This window comes from Pseudomonas sp. B22(2017) (genome assembly GCF_002113105.1).
Taxonomy (GTDB): domain Bacteria; phylum Pseudomonadota; class Gammaproteobacteria; order Pseudomonadales; family Pseudomonadaceae; genus Aquipseudomonas; species Aquipseudomonas asiatica.
Map to the genome: position 1 here is coordinate 182,093 of NZ_NEJN01000002.1, position 21,255 is coordinate 203,347.

Consider the following 21,255-nt stretch of genomic DNA (forward strand, 5'->3'; position numbering starts at 1 on the left):
GTCACTTCCTCGGGTCGAAGGCATCGCGGGCGGATTCGCCGATGAATACCAGCAGGCTCAGCATCAGCGCCAGCACGGCGAAGGCGCTGATGCCCAGCCATGGGGCCTGCAGGTTGGACTTGCCCTGGGCCACCAGTTCGCCCAGCGATGGTGCGCCCGGCGGCAGGCCGAAGCCGAGGAAGTCCAGGGCGGTGAGGGTGCCGATGGCGCCGGTGAGAATGAACGGCATGAAGGTCATGGTCGAGATCATGGCGTTGGGCAGGATGTGCCGGTACATGATCGCGCCATTGCGCATCCCCAGCGCGCGGGCTGCGCGCACGTATTCCAGGTTACGCCCGCGCAGGAACTCGGCGCGCACCACGTCCACCAGGCTCATCCACGAGAACAGCAGCATGATGCCCAGCAACCACCAGAAGTTGGGCTGCACGAAGCTGGCGAGGATGATCAGCAGGTACAGCACCGGCAGGCCCGACCAGACTTCCAGAAAACGTTGCCCGGCCAGGTCGACCCAGCCGCCATAGAAGCCCTGCAAGGCGCCGGCGATCACGCCGACGATGGAACTGAGCAGGGTCAGCGTCAGGGCGAACAGCACGGAAATGCGGAAGCCGTAGATCACCCGTGCCAGCACGTCGCGGCCCTGGTCATCGGTGCCCAGCCAGTTGTCCGCCGACGGTGGGGCCGGGGCGGGTACGCGCAGGTCGTAGTTGATGCTCTGGTAGCTGAACGGGATCGGTGCCCACAGCACGAAGCTGTCTTTCTTCTCCAGCAGTTCGCGGATGTACGGGCTCTTGTAGTTGGCTTCCAGCGGGAATTCGCCGCCGAAGGTGGTTTCCGGGTAGCGCTTGAATGCAGGGAAGTACCATTCGCCGTCGTAGCGCACGGCAATCGGCTTGTCGTTGGCGATCAGTTCGGCGCCCAGGCTCAGGCCGAACAGAATCAGGAACAGCCACAGCGACCACCAGCCACGGCGGTTGGCCTTGAAGCGCTCGAAGCGCCGGCGGTTGAGGGGGGACAAGGCCATGTCAGTGCTCCCGGCTGGCGAAGTCGATGCGTGGATCGACCAGGGTGTAGGTCAGGTCGCCGATCAGTTTCACCACCAGCCCCAGCAGGGTGAAGATGAACAGGGTGCCGAAGACCACCGGGTAGTCACGGTTGATGGCCGCCTCGAAACTCATCAGGCCGAGGCCGTCGAGGCTGAAGATCACTTCGATCAGCAAGGAACCGGTGAAGAAGATGCCGATGAACGCCGAAGGGAAACCGGCAATCACCAGCAGCATGGCATTACGGAACACATGGCCGTAGAGCACCCGTGGTCGGCTCAGGCCCTTGGCCTTGGCGGTGACCACGTATTGCTTGTTGATCTCGTCGAGGAAGCTGTTCTTGGTCAGCAAGGTCATGGTGGCGAAGTTGCCGATGACCAGCGCGGTGATCGGCAGCACCAGGTGCCAGAAGTAGTCCAGCACCTTGCCGGTGGTGCTCAGCTCGTCAAAGTTGTTGGAGGTGAGGCCGCGCAGCGGGAACCAGTCGAAGTAGCTGCCGCCGGCGAACAGCACGATCAGCAGGATGGCGAACAGGAACGCCGGGATGGCGTAGCCGACGATGATCGCCGAACTGGTCCACACGTCGAAATGGCTGCCGTGGCGCACGGCCTTGGCGATGCCCAGCGGGATCGACACCAGGTACATGATCAGCGTGCTCCACAGCCCCAGCGAAATCGACACAGGCATCTTCTCGATGATCAGGTCGATGACCTTGGCATCGCGGAAGAAGCTGTCGCCGAAGTCCAGCCGGGCGTAGTTCTTGATCATGATCCACAGGCGCTCGGGCGGCGACTTGTCGAAGCCGTACATGCGTTCGATCTCGGCGATCAGTGCCGGGTCCAGGCCTTGGGCGCCCCGGTAGTTGGAGCCGGCCACGGACACTTCGGCACCGCCACCGGCAATGCGGCTGGTGGCGCCTTCGAAACCTTCGAGCTTGGCGATCATCTGCTCGACCGGGCCGCCGGGGGCGGCCTGGACGATGATGAAGTTGATGATCAGGATGCCGAACAGGGTCGGGATGATCAGCAGCAGGCGGCGCAGGATGTAGGCCAGCATGTTATTCGGCCTCGTCCGCAGTGGTTTCGCTGACGGCTGGGGTTACGCCGGGCTTGATCCACCAGGTGTCGATGCCGATGTCGTACTTGGGCGAGACGTCCGGGTGGCCGATGTGGTTCCAGTAGGCCACGCGCCAGGTCTTGATGTGCCAGTTGGGGATCACGTAGTAGCCCCACAGCAGCACGCGGTCGAGGGCCCGGCAGTGGTCGATCAGGCTCTGCCGCGAATCGGCATTGATCAGCTGTTCCACCAGTTGGTCGATGGCAGGGTCGCGCAAGCCGATGAAGTTGCGGCTGCCGGGGTTGTCGGCGGCGGCACTGGACCAGAACTCGCGCTGCTCGTTACCCGGCGAGTTGGACTGCGGGTAGCCACCGACGATCATGTCGTAGTCGCGCGAGCGCAGGCGGGTGATGTACTGGGACACGTCGACCCGGCGGATGTTCAGGTCGATGCCAAGGTCGGCGAGGTTGCGCTTGAACGGCAGCAGGATGCGTTCGAACTCGGTCTGTGCCAGCAGGAACTCGATGCTCACCGGCTTGCCTTGGGCGTCGACCATCTTGTCGTCGACGATTTTCCAGCCGGCTTCCTGCAGCAGCTTGTAGGCCTGGCGCTGCTGCTCGCGGATCATGCCGCTGCCGTCACTGACCGGGTTGCGGAAGGCTTCGCTGAATACCTGCTCGGGGATCTTGCCACGTAGCGGTTCGAGGATTTTCAGTTCGCTGGGGCTGGGCAGGCCGCGGGCGGCCATTTCCGAGTTTTCGAAGTAGCTGCCGGTGCGGGTGTAGGCGCCGTTGAACAGCTGCTTGTTGGTCCACTCGTAGTCCAGCAGCAGGCTCAGCGCCTGGCGCACGCGCACGTCCTGGAACACCGGTCGGCGGATGTTGAAGATGAAGCCCTGCATGCCCGTGGGGTTGCCGTTGGGCAACTCTTCCTTGATCAGGCGGCCATCGCGCACGGCGGGTACGTTGTAGGCGGTGGCCCAGTTCTTCGCGCTGACTTCCAGCGCATAGTCGAACGCACCGGCCTTGAGTGCTTCCAGGGCGACAGTGGTGTCGCGGTAGGAGTCGAAGGTCATCACGTCGAAGTTGTAGAAGCCGCGGTTGATCGGCAGGTCCTTGGCCCAGTAGTCCTTGACCCGCTCGTAGCGCACCGAGCGCCCGGCCTTGACCTCGGCAACCTTGTAAGGGCCGCTGCCAAGCGGGATTTCCAGGTTGCCGCGGTTGAACTCGCGGCTTTCGTACCAGTGCTTGGGCAGTACCGGCAGCTGGCCGAGAATCAGCGGCAGCTCGCGGTTGTTCTTGTGCTTGAAGGTGAACAGCACCGTCAGCGGGTCTTCGGCGACTACTTCAGCGACGTCGGCATAGTACTGGCGGTACAGCGGCGCGCCGTCCTTGATCAGGGCATTGAAGGTGAACACCACGTCGTCGGCGCGCATCGGGTGGCCGTCGTGGAAGCGTGCCTCGGGGCGCAGGTAGAAGCGCACCCAGCTGTTGTCCGGGGCTTTTTCGATCTTGCCGGCCACCAGGCCGTACTCGGTGAACGGCTCGTCCTGGCTTTGGCGCATCAGGGTGTCGTAGATGCTGCCGATGTTCTCGGCCGGCACACCCTTGTTGATGAACGGGTTGAGGCTGTCGAAGCCGCCGAAGCTGGACTGGCGGAAGGTGCCACCCTTGGGTGCGTCAGGGTTGACGTAGGCGAAGTGCTTGAAGTCGACGGGGTATTTTGGGGGCTCGTCGTACAGGGTGAGCGCGTGTTGCGGTGCGGCCAGGGCGGGAAGGCTCAGGCAGGCAAGCAACAGGCTGCCGGCCAACCGGCGCAGTCGGTGCGTTGGCGTCATTGGGCTTTCTCCGAAGTCTTGATCCACCAGCTGTTCAGCCCAAGGGTGTAGGGCGGCGTGGTGACGAAGGCGAACCGGTTGCGGTAGGCCAGGCGATGATTGTCGAGGTACCAGTTGGGGATCATGTAGTACTGCCATGAGAGCACGCGGTCCAGGGCGCGGGCGGCGGCGACCTGGTCATCGCGGGTGCGGGCGGCCAGCAGGGTGTCGAGCAGATGGTCGACCACCGGGTCCTTGACCCCAGCATAGTTCTTGCTGCCCTTGGTGGTTGCCTGGCTGGAGTGGAAGTACAGCCACTGTTCGAGGCCCGGGCTCAGGGTCTGGTTCAGGGTCATCAGAATCATGTCGAAATCGAACTGGTCCAGGCGTTGTTTGTACTGGGCGCGGTCCACGGTACGCAAGCGCGCATCGATGCCGATGCTGGCCAGGTTTTCGACATAAGGTTGCAGGATGCGTTCAAGGTTGGGGTTTACCAGCAGCAGTTCCATGCGCAGCTGCTGGCCCTTGCTGTCGACCAGGCGTTGGCCGTTCAGCTTCCAGCCGGCCTCGGCGAGCAGGCCGAGGGCTTGGCGCAGGGTCTGGCGGTTGATGCCACGGCCATCGGTATGGCTGACCTTGTAAGGTTCGCTGAACAGGCTGGCCGGCAACTGGTCACGAAACGGTGCCAGCAACAGCCATTCCTTGCCGGTGGGCAGGCCGGTGGCGGCGAATTCGCTGTTGGGATAGTAGCTGGTCGAGCGGCGGTAGGCGCCGCTGAACAGCGCGCGGTTGGTCCACTCGAAGTCGAGCATCAGCCCCAGCGCCTGGCGTACCCGTGGGTCGCTGAAGGTGGCCCGGCGGCTGTTCATGAACAGGCCCTGGGTTTGCGTGGGGATGCGGTGCGGGATCTGCGCCTTGATCACCTCGCCCCGGCGCACGGCCGGGAAGTTGTAGCCGTTGGCCCAGTTCTTCGCCTGGTGCTCGATATAGATGTCGAACTCGCCGGCCTTGAATGCTTCGAAGGCGACCGTGGCGTCGCGGTAGAACTCGTATTCCACGCGGTTGAAGTTGTACTTGCCACGGTTCACCGCCAGGTCCTTGCCCCAGTAGTTCTTTACCCGTTCGAACACCAACCGGCGCCCAGGCTGGACCTGGGTGATGCGGTAAGGGCCGCTGCCCAGTGGAGGCTCGAAGGTGGTGGCCTTGAAGTCACGCTTTTGCCAGTAGTGCTTGGGCAGCACCGGCATTTCGCCCAGGCGCAGGATCAGCAGCGGGTTGCCGGCGCGCTTGAACACGAAGCGGATGCGCAGCGGGCCAAGGATGTCCACCCGCTGCACTTCCTGCAGGTTGGTGCGGTAGATCGGGTGGCCATCCTTGAGCAGCGTGCGGTAGGAGAAGGCCACGTCTGCCGAGGTGATCGGCTTGCCGTCATGCCAGCGGGCCTCCGGGCGCAGGTTGAACACCACCCAGCTGCGGTCCTCGCTGTACTCCACCGAGCGGGCGATCAGGCCGTAGCTGGAGGTCGGTTCGTCGCCGGACGGGTCGTACTGGCCGGTGCCGACCATCAGCGGCTCGTTCAGCTCGCTGATGCCGTACTGCTGGAAATTGGGCGTGGTAATCGGGCTCGACCCCTTGAAGGTGTAGGGGTTGAGGGTGTCGAAGGTTCCGAAAGCCATCGCCCGCAAGGTGCCGCCCTTGGGCGCTTGCGGGTTGACCCAGTCGAAATGGGTGAATGTGGCTGGGTACTTGAGCGTGCCGAACTGCGCGTATCCGTGGCTTTCGCTCACCATCGCGGCTGCGGGAAAGCTCAAGGCCAGGCTGAGAGACAGCAGGAGGGGACGTATCAAGTCGGCATCCGATCCAGAGGCGTTGGGCTTTGATCGGGGTACAGTAACAGCTTGGTGGGGTTGGAAAAAGAGAGGTTTTGAAGGTGGGGCGAGTGGTTCAGCCAGTTGCCGGTCGCTGCGGGTGACGCGATACCTGTGGGAGCGGCCTTGCGTCGCGAAAGGGCTGCATGGCAGCCCCGGCAGTTTACGCGGCGAAGCTGAAATCCTGGGGCCGCTTCGCGCCCCTTTCGCGGCACAAGGCCGCTCCCACAGGGCCGCGCAAAGGCCCCGGGCTTCGTATCAATGCGAGAGGTAGACGGTCAGGGTCTGGCCTGGCTTCAGGGCATGGCCGCTGCGCGGGTTCCAGCGCTTGAGGTGTTTCATTTCCACGTTGAAGCGCTTGGCCACCAGGTACAGCGAATCGCCTTTGCGTACCTTGTACTGCGTGGAGCGCTGCCCGGAGGCGGCTACCCGATTGCCAGCAGCGCTCGGCGCGCTGCCGCCGCGCAGGGCCAGGACCTGGCCAGCGCGCACGTTGTTGTCGGAGAGACGGTTCCAGCGCTTGATGTCCTTGACCGAAACGCGGTTGGCCTTGGCGATGGCGCCCAGGTTGTCGCCGCGCTTGACCCGGTAGCTGCGCGCCGCCACTGGGGCCTTGGCTTCGGCCACGGCGCGGGCGAACACGGCCTTGTTCGGCTGCAGGCTGACCAGCTGCTCGGGTTTGAGGTTGGACAGGCTGTCGCTCAGCAGCTGCGCCTTGGCAGTGGGTACCAGCAGCTGCTGCGGGCCGTCCACGGTCATGCGCTTCTTGAATGCCGGGTTGAGCTGGATCAGCTCGTCCTCGTCGATGTTGGCGAAGGCCGCTACCCGTGACAGGTCCAGGCGGTCGTTGATGGCCACCGCCTCGAAGTAGGGTTCGTTGGCGATCGGGTTCAGGTTCACGCCATAGGCTTGCGGCGTGAGTACCACCTGCGACAGGGCCAACAGCTTGGGCACGTAGTCGCGGGTTTCCTGCGGCAGCGGCAGGTTCCAGTAGTCGGTGGGCAGGCCGAGCCGCTCGTTGCGCTCGATGGCGCGGCTGACCGTGCCTTCGCCGGCGTTGTAGGCAGCCAGGGCCAGCAACCAGTCGCCGTTGAACATGTCGTGCAGGCGGCTGAGGTAGTCCAGTGCGGCGTTGGTCGAGGCGGTCACGTCGCGACGGCCATCGTAGAAGTTGGTCTGGCGCAGGTTGAAGTGACGACCGGTGGACGGAATGAACTGCCACATGCCCGCGGCATGGGCGCGCGAGTAGGCCATCGGGTTGTAGGCGCTTTCGATGGCTGGCAGCAGGGCCAGCTCCAGCGGCATGTCGCGTTCTTCGAGGCGCTCGACGATGTAGTGCAGGTAGAGGCTGCCACGCTCACCGGCGCTTTCGATGAAGCTTGGATTGCTGGCGAACCACAGGCGCTGCTGCTCGATGCGCGGGTTGACGTCGATGTTGTCCTGCAGGGCGAAGCCCTGGCGCATGCGTTCCCACACGTCCTGCGGTGCCTGTTCGGCCGGCTTTACCAGCAGTGGTGAAGGCTTGTGCTTGATCCGCGCCTGGTAGTTGTGCGCGCGAACGCTATCGGATTCGTCGAGCTGACGGGTGCTCTGGCAGCCCACCAAAGTGGCGGCCAGGGCCAGCGCACTGATTTGTGCCAGGCGCGTCAGGGCGACGGAATGAGAGGTTCTGCGGCTACGTGAAGACATCGGCTGACACAGGTTTCCGGGCGAAAAATTTCGGCGATTCTAGAAACCGCTCCGGGCCTGGTCAACCTTTGACCATCGCTTGCGATATATCTTGAGGTTATCAGAAGGTGTCCTTCCAAGACCTCAAGGCAGCAAAAACAGCGACATGCGAGGGGTTTGAATGTCCCTTCCATTCGTCTGCTTTTTGTTTAACTAATGTTTCAGAGGTGCGCAGGAAGGGGTTGGTCAGGCGCTCCAGACCGATCGTTGATGGCAATGTGATGCGATTTTCGGCACGCAAACGGGTAACGTCCTCGAACCGCTGCTGAACGTGCGGGTTCTCGGGTTCCACCGCCTTGGCGAAACGCAGGTTGCTCAGGGTGTATTCGTGGGCGCAGTACACCTCGGTCTGCTCTGGCAGGGCTGCCAGGCGGGCGAGGGCTGGCTGCATCTGTTCGGGAGTGCCTTCGAACATGCGCCCGCAACCGGCGGCGAACAGCGTGTCGCCACTGAACAGCACCGGCGTTGCCGGCTGGTCGCTGAACAAGGCGATGTGCCCCAGGGTATGGCCGGGCACGGCCAGCACCTGGAAGGTCACGTCCAGCACGGTCACCTGGTCACCTTCGTCCAGCGCCAGGTCACGGCAGGGGATGCGCTCGTGGGCCGGGCCACAGACCCGGGCGCCGGTCAGCTGCTTGAGCCTTTCCACGCCGCCGACGTGGTCGTTGTGGTGGTGGGTGACCAGGATGTCACTCAGCACCCAGCCGGGGTTGGCCGACAGCCAGCGTTCCACTGGGCCGGCGTCACCCGGATCGACCACCGCGCAGCGGCGTTTGGCAGTATCCTGTAACAACCAGATGTAGTTGTCGGAGAAAGCGGGGAGAGCATCGATCTGTATCATGGTGCGGATCCGATTCGCCTAGCGTGGCACATGAAGGCATCTTATCCGCGATGGCGCGGTGCGAGAACCTTCGAGGGAGAGCGCAATGAACGACCAAGCCTTTGCCCAGGCCGACCCGGACTGGGTCAAGCTGATCAGCCTGGCCCGTGAGTGGTTCAACGGCCCACTCGGCCAACTGATGCTCAGGGAGGAGGAAAAACTGCTGGAAGAAGAGCTCGGGCGCTTCTTCGGGGGTTACCTTGTGCACTACGGGCCCTGCGCCGAGCCACCGCCCAGCGCGCCCCAGGTGCAGCGCAACGTGCGCCTCGGTGCACCGCTGCCGGGGGTGGAGATTGTTTGCGAGGAGCAGGCCTGGCCGCTGAGCGAGCACGCCGCCGACGTGGTGGTGCTGCAGCATGGCCTGGATTTCTGCCTTTCGCCTCACGGCCTGCTGCGCGAGGCGGCCAGCGCGGTGCGCCCTGGCGGGCACCTGCTGATCGTCGGGATCAACCCCTGGAGCAGCTGGGGCATGCGCCATTTCTTCAGCCACGGCGCCCTGCGCAAGGCCCGTTGCATCTCGCCGTCACGGGTGGGCGACTGGCTCAACCTGCTGGGCTTCGCGCTGGAGAAACGCCGCTTCGGGTGCTATCGTCCGCCGCTTGCCTCACCGGCCTGGCAGCAGCGCCTGGCGGGCTGGGAACGGGTGGCTGGCGGCTGGCAGAGTTCCGGTGGCGGGGTGTACCTGCTGGTAGCGCGCAAGATGGTGGTGGGCCTGCGGCCGTTGCGCCAGGAGCGTCGCGAGCCGATGGGCAAGCTGCTGCCGCTGCCACTTGCCAAGGTCAACCGCACGGCGGCCAACCCGGATACTGAAAAGCACTGAACATGAGTGGTACATGAGCGAAAGCGTCGAGATGTTTACCGATGGTGCCTGCAAGGGCAACCCTGGCCCTGGCGGCTGGGGCGTCCTTATGATCTACAAGGGCGTCGAGAAGGAACTGTGGGGCGGCGAACGCGAAACCACCAACAACCGCATGGAACTGATGGCCGCGATCCAGGGCTTGATGGCGCTGAAGCGCGAATGCGAAGTGGTGCTGACCACCGACTCGCAGTACGTGATGAAGGGCATCAACGAATGGATGACCAACTGGAAGAAGCGCGGCTGGAAAACCGCGGCCAAGGAGCCGGTGAAGAACGCCGACCTGTGGCAGCAGCTGGATGAGCAGGTCAACCGCCACAAGGTGACCTGGAAGTGGGTGCGCGGGCATATCGGCCACCCCGGAAACGAACGCGCCGACCAGCTGGCCAACCGTGGGGTCGATGAGGTGCGCGCCAAGCGTTGAGCTGGGGTACAATTCCGGCCTTTGTAACTGATGCAAGTTGGAGCGCCCCGCGTGGAGCAGCAGCAAGATAAACGGTTCGTCATTCTCGATACCGAAACCACGGGTATGCCGGTCAGCGAAGGCCACCGGATCATCGAGATCGGCTGTGTCGAGGTCATCGGCCGGCGCCTGACCGGGCGGCACTTCCACGTCTACCTGCAGCCAGACCGCGAGAGTGACGAGGGCGCCATCAACGTCCACGGCATCACCGATGCCTTCCTGATCGGCAAGCCACGCTTTGGCGATGTCGCAGAGGAGTTCTTCGAGTTCATCCAGGGCGCCACGCTGGTCATCCACAACGCGGCGTTCGACGTTGGCTTCATCAACAACGAATTTGCCTTGCTGGGCCAGCAGGACCGCGCGGACATTTCGCAGCACTGCACCATCCTCGACACCCTGCTGCTGGCGCGCGCGCGCCACCCGGGGCAGCGCAACAGCCTGGATGCCCTGTGCAAACGCTACGATATCGACAACTCGGGCCGTGAGCTGCACGGCGCATTGCTCGACTCGGAATTGCTGGCTGACGTCTACCTGGCAATGACCGGTGGCCAGACCAGCCTGTCGCTGGCCGCGCATGGGGCAGAAGCCGAGGATGAAGGGTCGGGTGCTGGTGGCAGCGAGATTCGCCGTATTACCGGGCGTGTGCCAGGGCGAGTGATCATGGCCAGTGCCGAAGAGCTGGAAGCGCATGCCGAGCGCCTGGCGGCCATTGCCAAGTCGGCGGGTGGGCCATCCATGTGGCAGGCTCTGACCGAGACACCTGCTGGCTGATCTTTCGCCTGCTCCGGCCCTTTCGCGGGTGAACCCGCTCCCACAGGTTCATCACAAGTTCCGAAGCCGGTGATGTACCTGTAGGAGCAGCCTTGTGCTGCGAAGAGGCCGGTAGGGCAACAGATCTTCTTCAGCAGAAATGGCCTCTTCGCAGCACAAGGCTGCTCCTACAGATCCTGCGCATGTCTTGAAGGCGATACCGGTCCTGACCACACAGGTTCTACTACCCTGAAATAGACGCCATGTCCTTCGGAGGTAGCCACCTGATGTACAAGGACCTCAAGTTCCCCATCCTCATCGTGCACCGCGCCATCAAGGTTGACAGCGTCGCTGGCGAGCGTGTGCGGGGCATCGCCGAGGAACTGCGCCAGGACGGCTTTGCCGTCCTCGCCGCCGCCGACCATGCCGAGGCCTGCCTGGTCGCTGCCACCCACCATGGCCTGGCCTGCATGCTGATTGCCGCCGAGGGCGTCGGCGAGAATACCCACCTGCTGCAGAACATGGCCGAGCTGATCCGCCTGGCCCGCCTGCGCGCCCCCAGCCTGCCGATTTTCGCCCTGGGCGAACAAGTAACCCTGGAAAACGCCCCCGCCGAAGCCATGAGCGAGCTCAACCAGCTGCGTGGCATCCTGTACTTGTTCGAAGACACCGTGCCGTTTCTTGCGCGCCAGGTGGCGCGTGCCGCACATATCTACCTGGACGGCCTGCTGCCGCCGTTCTTCAAGGCCCTGGTGCAGCACACCGCGCAGTCCAATTATTCCTGGCACACCCCGGGCCACGGCGGCGGCGTGGCCTATCGCAAAAGCCCAGTGGGCCAGGCCTTTCACCAGTTCTTCGGGGAAAACACCCTACGCTCGGACCTGTCCGTTTCCGTGCCGGAGCTGGGCTCGCTGCTCGATCACACCGGCCCCTTGGCCGAAGCCGAAGCCAGGGCTGCGCGCAACTTTGGCGCCGACCACACCTTTTTCGTCATCAACGGCACCTCCACGGCCAACAAGATCGTCTGGCACGCCATGGTCGGCCGCGACGACCTGGTGCTGGTGGACCGCAACTGCCACAAGTCGGTGGTGCATGCGATCATCATGACCGGTGCCATTCCCCTCTATCTGTGCCCCGAGCGCAACGAACTCGGGATCATCGGCCCGATCCCGCTCAGCGAGTTCAGCCCCGAGGCGATCCAGGCGAAGATCCAGGCCAACCCTCTTGCTCGCGATCGCGGGCAGCGCATCAAGCTGGCGGTGGTGACCAACTCCACCTACGACGGCCTGTGCTACCACGCCGGGCTGATCAAGCAGACCCTGGGCGCCAGTGTCGAGGTGCTGCACTTCGACGAGGCCTGGTTCGCCTATGCGGCATTCCACGAGTTCTTTACCGGGCGCTATGCCATGGGCACGGCCTGCGCGGCAGACAGCCCGCTGGTGTTCAGCACCCATTCCACCCACAAGCTGCTGGCCGCGTTCAGCCAGGCCTCGATGATTCATGTGCAGGACGGGGCCAGGCGCCAGCTGGACCGTGACCGCTTCAACGAAGCGTTCATGATGCACATCTCGACCTCGCCGCAGTACAGCATCCTCGCTTCGCTGGACGTGGCCTCGACCATGATGGAAGGGCCGGCCGGGCGTTCGCTGCTGCAAGAAATGTTCGACGAGGCGCTGAGCTTTCGCCGTGCCCTGGCCAACCTGCGCGAGCACATCGCCGCCGACGACTGGTGGTTCAGCATCTGGCAGCCGCCGAGCGCCGAAGGCATCCACCGCCTGGCCGCGCAGGACTGGCTGCTGCAGCCGGGGGCGGAGTGGCATGGCTTTGGCGAAGTGGCGGATGACTATGTGCTGCTCGACCCGCTGAAGGTGACCCTTGTGATGCCGGGCCTGAGCGCGGGCGGTGCACTGGGCGAGCATGGCATCCCGGCGGCAGTGGTCAGCAAGTTTCTCTGGGAGCGGGGGCTGGTGGTGGAGAAAACCGGCCTGTACAGCTTCCTGGTGCTGTTCTCCATGGGCATCACCAAGGGCAAGTGGAGCACCTTGCTCACCGAGTTGCTGGAGTTCAAGCGCCACTATGACGGCAATACCGCCCTGAGCAACTGCCTGCCGAGTGTGGTGGCTGCCGATGCCTCACGCTACCAGGGCATGGGCCTGCGCGACCTGTGCGACCAGTTGCATGGCTGCTACCGCGCCAATGCTACGGCCAAGCAATTGAAGCGGCTGTTCACGCGCTTGCCGGAGGTGGCCGTGAGCCCGGCCCGGGCCTATGACCAGATGGTGCGCGGTGAGGTGGAGGCGGTGCCGATCGAGGCGCTGCTGGGGCGGGTGGCAGCGGTGATGCTGGTGCCGTACCCGCCTGGTATTCCGTTGATCATGCCGGGGGAGCGGTTTACCGAGGCGACCCGCTCGATAGTCGATTACCTGGCCTTCGCCCGGGCGTTCAACCAGGGCTTCCCAGGTTTCGTCGCCGACGTGCACGGCCTGCAGAATGAAAGCGGCCGCTACACGGTGGACTGCATCAAGGAATGCGAATGATCTCGACGCCGCTGCGCGCCAGTTCGAAGCGGTTTTCACCCAGATGGTTGACCTTGTCGCCGATGGCCAGGCGATAGGTGGTGATGGGCGCGCCCAGCGTGCTGCCGTCGGTTTGCAGGGTCGACTCCTGGAACTCGTGCACGGGGTAGATGCGGCCTTCGGCGTCACGGGCGTGGAATTGGTCGACCATTACTGCTGCCATTTGGGTGGAAACCTCTGAATTACGTGGGAAATGTCTGCAGGCATAGACCGTGTAACAGCGTCGGAAGTTTTCGCCCCGTGGAAAAAAAACCAAGGCGCCGAGGAACGGTCATCTATAACTACAACGTCCCTTTACCCAGCAGAGGTTGGAAATTGCCATGAGCCAGGTGTATTCGGTAGCGGTGGTCGTCGGTAGCTTGCGCAAGGACTCCTACAACCGCAAGGTCGCCCGCGCACTCTCGGAGCTGGCGCCGTCCAGCCTTGCCCTGAAGATCGTGGAGATTGGTGATCTGCCGTTGTACAACGAGGATATCGAGGCCGACGCGCCGGACGCGTGGAAGCGTTTTCGCGACGAGATCCGCCGCAGTGATGCGGTGTTGTTCGTTACCCCGGAGTACAACCGCTCGGTGCCTGGCGGCCTGAAGAATGCCATCGATGTAGGCTCGCGGCCCTACGGGCAAAGCGCCTGGAGTGGCAAGCCGGCGGCGGTGGCCAGTGTGTCGCCGGGGGCCATTGGTGGCTTCGGCGCCAACCATGCCGTGCGCCAGTCGCTGGTGTTTCTGGACATGCCGTGCATGCAGATGCCCGAGGCCTACATTGGCGGCGCGGCTAGCCTGTTCGAGGATTCGGGCAAGCTCAATGACAAGACCCGGCCGTTCTTGCAGGCGTTTATTGACAAGTTCGCTTCCTGGGTGAAGTTGAACAGGGCGGTTTGATTCGCGATCGTTGAATGGACGGTCTCTTTGTAGGAGCAGCCTTGTGCTGCGAAGAGGCCGGTACAAATCACACATCAATAGGATCTGTACCGGCCTCTTCGCAGCACAAGGCTGCTCCTACAGAAGCGGAGCGCGGCATGTTCTAGCGGAAGCTGTAGGAAACCCCGGCATACACGCCAAAGCCTTCGCCTGGCGTCGAACGGGCCTCATCCTTTCCGGCATCGTTGTAGCCAGGTGTCACCGTCGCCGCATAACGCTTGTTGGTCAGGTTGCGCAGGTCCAGCCAGGTCTGCCAGTCCTGCTTCGGTGAATCCCAGCCCAGGCGTGCGCCGAGCAAGGCATATTCATCGGCGTGGTAACTGTTGGCGTAGTCCACCTGCACCTTCGACGCCATCTGCGTGTTCACCCCGGCGTAGAAACCGCTCGGCCAGTCATAGCGCAACTCGGCCTGGTAGTAGTGCATGGGGATGCCCGGCAGGCGGTTATCGCCGAACTTGTCGTCATCGCGGTAGTGGAAGTCACTGAAGGTGTAGGCCTGGCGCAAACTCAGCCTGCCAGTACCGGCGCGTTCCCACAGGGTACTGTCGAGGCCGGCTTCCACGCCCTGGTGCACGGTGGCGCTGGCGTTGAATTCCTTGGCCGGAGCGCCTTGCACGATCTCCACCGCCAGCAATTCATGGCGAACCTGCGAGTAGTACCACGCCAGGTCCCAATGCCCCAATGCCGATTCGCCGCGTGCACCCAATTCCAGTGTGGTGGCCGTCTGGTTTTGCATCTCGATCGGTTGGTTGGCTGTGGGCGCACTCCAGATCAGGGCCCAGGGATGGGGTGGTTCGACCGAGCGGCTCAGGTTGCCGTACACCTGCAAGTCCGGGCTGATGTCATAGCGCAGCCCCAGGCGTGGTGCATAGTCCCAGTCATGCTGGCTCACTTTGCCGCCCCCGGCAGGGTGGTAAGTGACATCACTTTCACGGCGGGTATAGATCATCGCCAGGCCAGTGGTCAGCCACAGGTTCGGTACCAGCTCCAGGTCATTGCCCACATGCAGCACGGTGTCCGAGCCCTGGTAGGTGAAGTCACGGATGCGCTCACCGAACACGTCGCCATTACGGGTGAACTGTGAAGCACCGCTGTTGGGCAGATGTTTGGTGGTGCGCCAGCCGACGGTGGTCTTGCTCTCGTGGCCGAACAAAGTGTCACGGCGGAAGTAGTTCAAGGTGCCGCTCACATCGGTATAGGCCACCTTCAGGCGCATCGGGCCTTCGCGCAGGTCCATCGGGTAGTCGTGGTAGACCAGGCCAGCTTCCAGGAGCGCATCGTCGTCGAGGTAGAAGGTGGTCTTGTTGCCCACCCAGGTACTGCCCGGTTGCGGGCGGCTGTCGTCGCGGGCCAGGTAGGCCGGGTTCGCGGCGCGGGGGTGGTGCTTGATCTGTTCCTTGGTCAGGCGCCCGGCCAACTCGTTCTCGGTTTCCCGGTAGCGCAGGTAGAAGCGGGTTTCCAGGTTCGGGTTGAAGCGGTAGCCGACATTGGCCGCCACACCCTTGGCACTGCCGCTGCTGTGCGCCTGGTAGCCGTCATATTCCGAATCGGTCAGGGCCACGTAGTAGTCGAGGTTGCCCAGTACCTGCCCCGAGCTGATGTGCCGATGCTGGTAGCCGCGGCTGCCGACTTCGTAGCGCACCTGCAGCGGCGCGGCGTCGTAGCCGGTGTGGGTGACGTAGTTGATAGCACCGCCCAGGGCGAGGGAACCCTGGTCGAAGCCGTTGGCGCCGCGCAGCACTTCGGCACGGCTAAGCCACAGCGGCTCGAACAGCTCGTAGGGCGTGCCGCCCGGGCCGGTCAGGGGCAGGCCATCGAACATCGTGTACACCCCGGAACCGTGGGCCCCCGGTGCGCGGTTGATGCCCGAACCGCGGATCGACAGTTTGATGCCATCGTTGCCCGCCGATTGCGCGAACACCCCGGGCTGGTAGGCCAGTACATCCTGGTTGCTGGCAACCCGGCCTTGTCCCACGCGCTGCATGTCCACCAGGTTGCTTGCGCCCGGCACTTCGTGCAGGCGTTCGCTGGCTGCAGTCAGGTCGTTCTGCTCCTCATCGGTAATCAGCACCTGGCCCAACTCGACCGGAGGTGCCGCCAGGGCGGGCTGGGAGGTAGCGAAAGCAGCCAGCAGGCCGAGGCAGGATGGTGGGGGCAAAACGCAACGCATTGTACGACTCCAGGCGAAAGGCGAATGGACAACGGCGTTGAGACGAGCGAAATGCCGCTTGGAGCACGAGGAAAGTCGACAAATATCGCGCAACCTTCGTCAGACGGTTTTGTACGAAAGTTCTTTACAAGCCGCAGCGATGGAGCAGGGCGACCTGCGCTTCGTAAGGTGATTGCAGACCGGCAGCGATGCCTCGCTCAATCACCCGTGGAGTTCAAACATGACTGACAACGCACGACACTCGCAGCAACCCCTGGCGGACGCCCCGGTTCGCCTGACGCCACGTGAACGGCAAGTGCTGTTGTGGTGTGCCTACGGAAAGAGCTCGTGGGAGATTGGCCAGATCCTGGAATGCAAGGAATCGACGGTGAACTTCCATGTGTCGAACATCCTGCGCAAGTTCGATGTGCCCACGCGGGTGGCTGCGGTGATCAAGGCCATTCGCTACGGCATGCTGGCCGAGCAGTGAGGGGGTGAAGCATGGGCAACGATCCTCGGTTACGGCGTTTTGCCGATTGCCATGACCCCTTCTGGCCACGGGTGGAACTGGACAGGCTGCGTGAGCGCCTGAACCTGAAGCGGCCTGTCAGTGAGGCTGTGCTGGAAGTGGCCGCACGCTGCGCTGCCATCGACGCGGCACGCGAATTTGCGCGCTGGCGCGCGGTGTTGCGAGAACGGGGCTACAAGCGCCTCGAGGATGTGGCCGGGCATGACCACGGGCGTGCATTGCGGGTGTGCTACATCCGCTTTGTCGAAGCCGCGGTCATGCGTAACCTGGGCTCGACCGCCTACCTGCCCGCCGCACACCGAGGGGCTGCCCATGACTGAAAAATCTGTTGTCGACAGCCTGGCCCCGGCGCTGGTGGAGTTGCTGGGCGTGGATGGCAATGTCCTGTTCGCCGCGCTGCTGGGGGCTTTGTTGGTGAGCGCGGCGCGTGACCGGTTGATCACCAACAAGGCCAGGCGCCTGACGCTGGGCAAGAAACTCTTGCTGGTGTTCGTGACCGTGGGGGTTGGCCACCTGTTCGAGCCGCTGGTTTCGTCACTGGTGCCCTTGCTGAGCCGTGGCATGGCGGGGTTCGTGGCTGCCGTGGTGGTGATCCCCATCAGCCTCAAGGTGATGGTCTGGCTGGATACGCTGGACCCGCGCGAACTCATCCAGCGCTGGCGCCGCCGGGGCTAGCCGCTGGCGGCATTGGGCGAGCGACTGGTCAGCGCGCTCAATTGCCGCTCCAGCTGCTGGATGCGTTGCTTGTCCTGAACCAGCAGGAGAACGGCTTGGCGATCGGCAAGCGACAGGGTGCGCAGGCGCGCGAGCATGTCCTGTTCCCAGCCTTCGTCGTCCAGGCCTGCGCGATGTCGTTCGGGCTCACCCAGCAGAAGCCAGTCCAGTGAGCATGCATACTGCCTGGCGATGTCTATGCAAAGTGAGTAAGGAATGCTGTCGCGCACCTTCCAGCTGCTCAATGTCTGCGGGCTGATCGAGAGCGCTCTGGACAGCTCGGCGTCAGATTCCGTAGCGGTCAGAAGCTTCAGCCTGGTCAGCACCGAAGCAAGTACGTGGGTACTCATAACTAATATCCATGACTGGTTTAATGATATTCCATGGGCTTAAACTACTCGTTATGAATACAGCCCTGCGTTTTAAGGAGCATTCCTGCAATGAGAAGCATCAAACTGAAGAATACACCTATATATGCAGCCAATACTGACAAAACCGGACGACTATTCTCACAGAAGGTAAGCCCGAACAATGCTTGCAGGTACTTGCCGTGAGTACATACAAGCTGGTTTGCCCGCATTGCCACAGCCGGATGCGTATACGCACCAGTGAAGGGCGTCATATTTTCCTGCGGATCGCCTATTTGCAATGCACCAACGAGGCCTGTGGCTGGTCGGTGCGTGCCGAGTTCGAGATGACCCATGAGCTCTCGCCCAGCGGCATGCCCAACCCGGAAGTGTACCTGCCTTCGGCCAACGGTGATTTACGCAAGGCAGCGCTGCCGGGGGCCGTCCAGGACAATCCTGGTGAATAAGCCTTCATGCTCACGGATAAAAGCGTGCAGATAAAAAAACACCCCGCATAAGCGGGGTGTCTTGTTTTACCGGGGCGATCAGCCGATCAGTTGCAGGCCGGCTTGCTGGACCATTTCCAGCAGCGGTTGCGGGTACACACCCAGCACGAAGGCGAGAATGGCGATGGCCAGCAGCATGACGCCGCCGGTGCGCTGTTCCCATTTCAGCGGGGCGTCGTGGCGACGCAGGTTCGGCTCGACCAGGTACAGGGTGACCATGACGCGCAGGTAGTAGTAGACGCCGATGGCGCTACCGATCACCAGGGCACCGACCAGCCACCACAGGTGCGACTCGACGCCAGTGGCAATGATGTAGAACTTGCCGATGAAGCCGGCGGTCAGCGGGATACCCGCCAGCGACAGCATCATCACGGTCAGTACCGCAGTCAGGTACGGACGGCGCCAGAACAGGCCGCGGTACTCGTACAGTGCATCGGCGTCACGGCCGCCGTAAGGCGAGGACATCAGGGTGATGACACCGAAGGCGCCCAGGCTGGTGATCACGTAGGTGACCAGGTACACGCCCATGGCTTCCAGGGCCAGGCCCTTGCTGGCGACCAGGGCGATGACCAGGTAACCGAAGTGGGCGATGGACGAGTAACCGAGCAGGCGCTTGAGGTTGCTCTGGGTCAGTGCCAGCAGGTTGCCGATCAGGATCGAGGCCACGGCAATCACCGCCAGTACGGTGCTCAGCGCGCCGCTGCTGGCAGCAGGGGAGAGCATGAACAGACGCACGACAACGGCGAACACCGCAACCTTGCTGGCGGTTGCCAGGAAGGCGGCGACCGGTGCCGGGGCGCCTTCGTACACGTCCGGGGTCCACAGGTGGAACGGTACCAGCGACAGTTTGAAGGCCAGGCCGACCAGCATCATGCCCAGGCCCAGCTGGGCCACCAGGCTTGGCATGCTGGTGGCGGCCAGGGCCTTGCCGATCTGGTCGAAGCTCAGGCTGCCGGCGTCGGCGTACAGCAAGGCCATGCCGAACAGCAGGAAGGCCGAGCCTGCGGCCGACAGCACCATGTACTTGATGCCGGCTTCCAGCGAGCGCTTGTTGAAGAAGGCATACGCCACCAGGCCATAGACCGGTACCGACAGCAGCTCCAGGCCGATGAACAGGCCGGCCAGGTGGTTGGCGCTAACCAGCACCAGGCCACCGAGGGCCGACATCAGCAGCAGCAGGTACAGTTCTTCACGGTTGCCCGGGAAACCCTTGGAGCCTTCGCCGAGGTAGGCGTGGGCAAGGGTGACGCAGGCCAGCGTCGCCACCAGGATGATCGCCATGTACAGGCAGGCGAACTTGTCGATGGTGATCAGCGGGGTGACCGCCAGCGGCGCAACCTTCAGCGCCGGCAGGATCGACAGCAGGGCCAGGTTGAGGCCCACGGTGGACAGCAGGAAGGTCTGCGAGTGGTTGCGCTTCCAGGCGATCGCCAGCATCACCACCACCGTGGTGATGGTGGTGATCAGCATCGGCGCCAATGCGATGAAGTGTTGAGTGGTGAATTCCATAGCGCTCTTACCGGGCCGAAGCGAGTTGAGTGAAAGCGGAACCGAGCCACTGCTGCACACCACTCATGGTGGCGGCAGAGGTGTCGAGGAACGGCTGCGGATACACGCCCAGCAGGATCAGCAGTACCGCCAGACCCAGGACCATGATCAGTTCGCGTCCGTCCATGCCGGCCAGCACGGTGTCGGTCTTGGCCGGGCCGAAGTAGGCGCGGTGGATCATGATCAGCGAGTACACCGAACCGAACACCAGGCCAGTGGTGGCGATCACGGTGATCCAAGGCACGCTGGCGAAGCTGCCGATCAGGATCAGGAACTCGCCGACGAAGTTGCCTGTACCGGGCAGGCCCAGGGAGGCGGCGGCGAAGAACAGGCTGATGGCCGGCAGGTAGGCGATGCGGTGCCACAGGCCACCCATCTGGCGCATGTCACGGGTGTGCAAGCGCTCGTACAGCTGGCCGGCCAGGATGAACAGCGCGGCAGCGGACAGGCCGTGGGCCAGCATCTGGATCACCGCGCCTTGCAGGGCCTGCTGGCTGCCGGAATAGATACCGATCAGCACGAAGCCCATGTGCGAGACGCTGGAGAAGGCGACCAGGCGCTTGATGTCGGTTTGCGCAAAGGCCAGGAAGGCACCGTAGAAGATACCGATCAGGCCCAGGGTCATGGCGATTGGCGCAAACTCGGCCGAAGCGTTCGGGAACAGCGGCAGGGCGAAGCGCAGCAGGCCGTAGGCCGCAGTCTTCAGCAAGATACCGGCCAGGTCCACGGAACCTGCGGTCGGTGCCTGGGCGTGAGCGTCAGGCAGCCAGGAGTGGAACGGCACCACCGGCAGCTTCACCGCGAAGGCGATGAAGAAGCCCAGCATCAGCAGGTATTCGGTACCGGCTGGCAGTTCGGCCTTGAGCAGGTCGCTGTAGTTGAAGGTGATCACGCCGGTGTTGGTGTAGTTGACCAGCACCAGGCCGAGGATCGCCACCAGCATGATCAGGCCGCTGGCCTGGGTGAAGATGAAGAACTTGGTCGCCGCGTAGATCCGGGTCTTCTTGCCGTCCGACGAGCTGTGACCCCAGAGCGCGATGAGGAAGTACATCGGCACCAGCATCATTTCCCAGAAGAAGAAGAACAGGAACAGGTCCAGGGCCAGGAACACACCGACCACGCCGCCAAGGATCCACATCAGGTTGAGGTGGAAGAAGCCGACGTGACGCTGGATCTCTTTCCAGGAACACAGTACCGACAGCACACCGAGCAGGCCGGTGAGCAGGATCATCAACAGCGACAGGCCGTCGAGGGCCAGGTGGATGCTGATGCCGAAACGCTGGATCCACTGGACTTTGTATTCCAGGGCCCAGGCAGGCTCGGCGCCCGGAGCGGGTGCCAGGGTGTAGTCGCCGTTACCCCACAGCCACAGGCCGATGCCGAGCAGAAGGGACATGGTCAGCAGCGCGATCCAGCGCGGCAGGGTGGCGCCGAAGCGCTCACCCAGCCAGCACAGGAAGCCGCCGATGAAGGGGATCAGGATCAGCCAAGGCAAAATCATGACGGGTTCGT

At 63.3% G+C, this 21,255-nt stretch carries 20 protein-coding genes; 9 read left to right on the forward strand and 11 right to left on the reverse strand.

From position 1 onward, the window contains the following. Position 1: 1 nt before the first annotated feature. The 6 genes from CAG18_RS04690 to gloB all read right to left on the reverse strand — a co-directional run bounded on the left by CAG18_RS04690 (position 2) and on the right by gloB (position 8,349). Positions 2-1,021, reverse strand: coding sequence for an ABC transporter permease (locus CAG18_RS04690; protein ID WP_013973404.1), 1,020 nt, complete (start codon positions 1,019-1,021; stop codon positions 2-4). Position 1,022: 1 nt separating this feature from the next. Further along, the gene (locus CAG18_RS04695) at positions 1,023-2,096 is read right to left on the reverse strand and encodes a microcin C ABC transporter permease YejB (protein WP_009686399.1); all 1,074 of its coding nucleotides are present in this window, start codon (positions 2,094-2,096) and stop codon (positions 1,023-1,025) included. Between the two features lies 1 nt (position 2,097). After that, positions 2,098-3,933, reverse strand: a complete 1,836-nt coding sequence (locus tag CAG18_RS04700) for an extracellular solute-binding protein (protein ID WP_085720483.1) — start codon at positions 3,931-3,933, stop codon at positions 2,098-2,100. Further along, the gene (locus CAG18_RS04705; RefSeq protein ID WP_024087409.1) at positions 3,930-5,759 is read right to left on the reverse strand and encodes an extracellular solute-binding protein; all 1,830 of its coding nucleotides are present in this window, start codon (positions 5,757-5,759) and stop codon (positions 3,930-3,932) included. The genes CAG18_RS04700 and CAG18_RS04705 overlap by 4 nt, the downstream gene beginning before the upstream one ends. Before the next feature lie 279 nt (positions 5,760-6,038). Further along, entirely contained in the window at positions 6,039-7,469 is a 1,431-nt protein-coding gene (locus CAG18_RS04715) for a lytic transglycosylase domain-containing protein (protein ID WP_085720485.1), read from the reverse strand. A 100-nt stretch (positions 7,470-7,569) separates the two neighbouring features. Then, entirely contained in the window at positions 7,570-8,349 is a 780-nt protein-coding gene (gene gloB, locus CAG18_RS04720; protein WP_085720486.1) for a hydroxyacylglutathione hydrolase, read from the reverse strand. An 85-nt stretch (positions 8,350-8,434) separates the two neighbouring features. Between gloB and CAG18_RS04725 the strand changes: the two genes are divergently transcribed. The 4 genes from CAG18_RS04725 (at position 8,435) to CAG18_RS04740 (ending at position 12,994) form a co-directional block, all read left to right on the forward strand. Further along, a complete protein-coding gene (locus tag CAG18_RS04725) occupies positions 8,435-9,208 on the forward strand; it encodes a class I SAM-dependent methyltransferase (protein ID WP_085720487.1) in 774 nt (257 codons plus the stop codon). Positions 9,209-9,221: 13 nt separating this feature from the next. Then, on the forward strand, positions 9,222-9,668 hold the full coding sequence (gene rnhA, locus CAG18_RS04730) for a ribonuclease HI (RefSeq protein ID WP_003261021.1): 447 nt from the start codon (positions 9,222-9,224) through the stop codon (positions 9,666-9,668). A gap of 51 nt (positions 9,669-9,719) precedes the next feature. Continuing rightward, positions 9,720-10,478: a DNA polymerase III subunit epsilon gene (dnaQ, locus tag CAG18_RS04735; protein WP_054572487.1), complete on the forward strand. Its 759-nt coding sequence runs from the start codon at positions 9,720-9,722 to the stop codon at positions 10,476-10,478. A gap of 266 nt (positions 10,479-10,744) precedes the next feature. Continuing rightward, positions 10,745-12,994 (forward strand): Orn/Lys/Arg decarboxylase N-terminal domain-containing protein, encoded by a 2,250-nt coding sequence (locus CAG18_RS04740; protein ID WP_015271062.1) that lies wholly within the window; start codon positions 10,745-10,747, stop codon positions 12,992-12,994. Here the strand turns inward: CAG18_RS04740 and CAG18_RS04745 are convergent. Beyond that, positions 12,978-13,196 (reverse strand): hypothetical protein, encoded by a 219-nt coding sequence (locus CAG18_RS04745; RefSeq protein WP_015271061.1) that lies wholly within the window; start codon positions 13,194-13,196, stop codon positions 12,978-12,980. The genes CAG18_RS04740 and CAG18_RS04745 overlap by 17 nt on opposite strands. Positions 13,197-13,353: 157 nt before the next feature. Between CAG18_RS04745 and chrR the strand changes: the two genes are divergently transcribed. Next, positions 13,354-13,911 (forward strand): class I chromate reductase ChrR, encoded by a 558-nt coding sequence (gene chrR / locus CAG18_RS04750; RefSeq protein ID WP_015271060.1) that lies wholly within the window; start codon positions 13,354-13,356, stop codon positions 13,909-13,911. 142 nt (positions 13,912-14,053) lie between these two features. On the opposite strand, the gene CAG18_RS04755 is transcribed toward chrR, so the two are convergent. Then, complete coding sequence (locus CAG18_RS04755; RefSeq protein ID WP_085720488.1) at positions 14,054-16,120, reverse strand: TonB-dependent receptor domain-containing protein; 2,067 nt, start codon at positions 16,118-16,120, stop codon at positions 14,054-14,056. A 220-nt stretch (positions 16,121-16,340) separates the two neighbouring features. On the opposite strand from CAG18_RS04755, the gene CAG18_RS04760 reads away from it, so the two are divergent. The 3 genes from CAG18_RS04760 to CAG18_RS04770 are packed head-to-tail and all read left to right on the forward strand — an operon-like array spanning position 16,341 to position 17,303. Continuing rightward, positions 16,341-16,589 (forward strand): helix-turn-helix domain-containing protein, encoded by a 249-nt coding sequence (locus CAG18_RS04760; RefSeq protein ID WP_003261017.1) that lies wholly within the window; start codon positions 16,341-16,343, stop codon positions 16,587-16,589. Between the two features lie 11 nt (positions 16,590-16,600). Continuing rightward, a complete protein-coding gene (locus tag CAG18_RS04765) occupies positions 16,601-16,948 on the forward strand; it encodes a head completion/stabilization protein (RefSeq protein ID WP_015271058.1) in 348 nt (115 codons plus the stop codon). Further along, positions 16,941-17,303 carry a hypothetical protein gene (locus tag CAG18_RS04770; protein WP_023662583.1) on the forward strand — a complete coding sequence of 121 codons (363 nt, stop codon included), beginning with the start codon at positions 16,941-16,943 and terminating at the stop codon, positions 17,301-17,303. Before CAG18_RS04765 ends, CAG18_RS04770 begins: the two co-directional genes overlap by 8 nt. On the opposite strand, the gene CAG18_RS04775 is transcribed toward CAG18_RS04770, so the two are convergent. Continuing rightward, positions 17,300-17,692 carry a helix-turn-helix domain-containing protein gene (locus CAG18_RS04775; RefSeq protein WP_003261013.1) on the reverse strand — a complete coding sequence of 131 codons (393 nt, stop codon included), beginning with the start codon at positions 17,690-17,692 and terminating at the stop codon, positions 17,300-17,302. The two genes, CAG18_RS04770 and CAG18_RS04775, sit on opposite strands and share 4 nt — an antisense overlap. A 200-nt stretch (positions 17,693-17,892) precedes the next feature. On the opposite strand from CAG18_RS04775, the gene CAG18_RS04780 reads away from it, so the two are divergent. Further along, positions 17,893-18,156, forward strand: coding sequence for an ogr/Delta-like zinc finger family protein (locus CAG18_RS04780; RefSeq protein WP_023662582.1), 264 nt, complete (start codon positions 17,893-17,895; stop codon positions 18,154-18,156). A gap of 78 nt (positions 18,157-18,234) precedes the next feature. On the opposite strand, the gene nuoN is transcribed toward CAG18_RS04780, so the two are convergent. Next, on the reverse strand, positions 18,235-19,704 hold the full coding sequence (gene nuoN / locus CAG18_RS04785) for an NADH-quinone oxidoreductase subunit NuoN (RefSeq protein ID WP_013973390.1): 1,470 nt from the start codon (positions 19,702-19,704) through the stop codon (positions 18,235-18,237). Between the two features lie 7 nt (positions 19,705-19,711). Further along, positions 19,712-21,244: an NADH-quinone oxidoreductase subunit M gene (gene nuoM / locus CAG18_RS04790; RefSeq protein ID WP_015271056.1), complete on the reverse strand. Its 1,533-nt coding sequence runs from the start codon at positions 21,242-21,244 to the stop codon at positions 19,712-19,714. Positions 21,245-21,255: the final 11 nt, after the last annotated feature.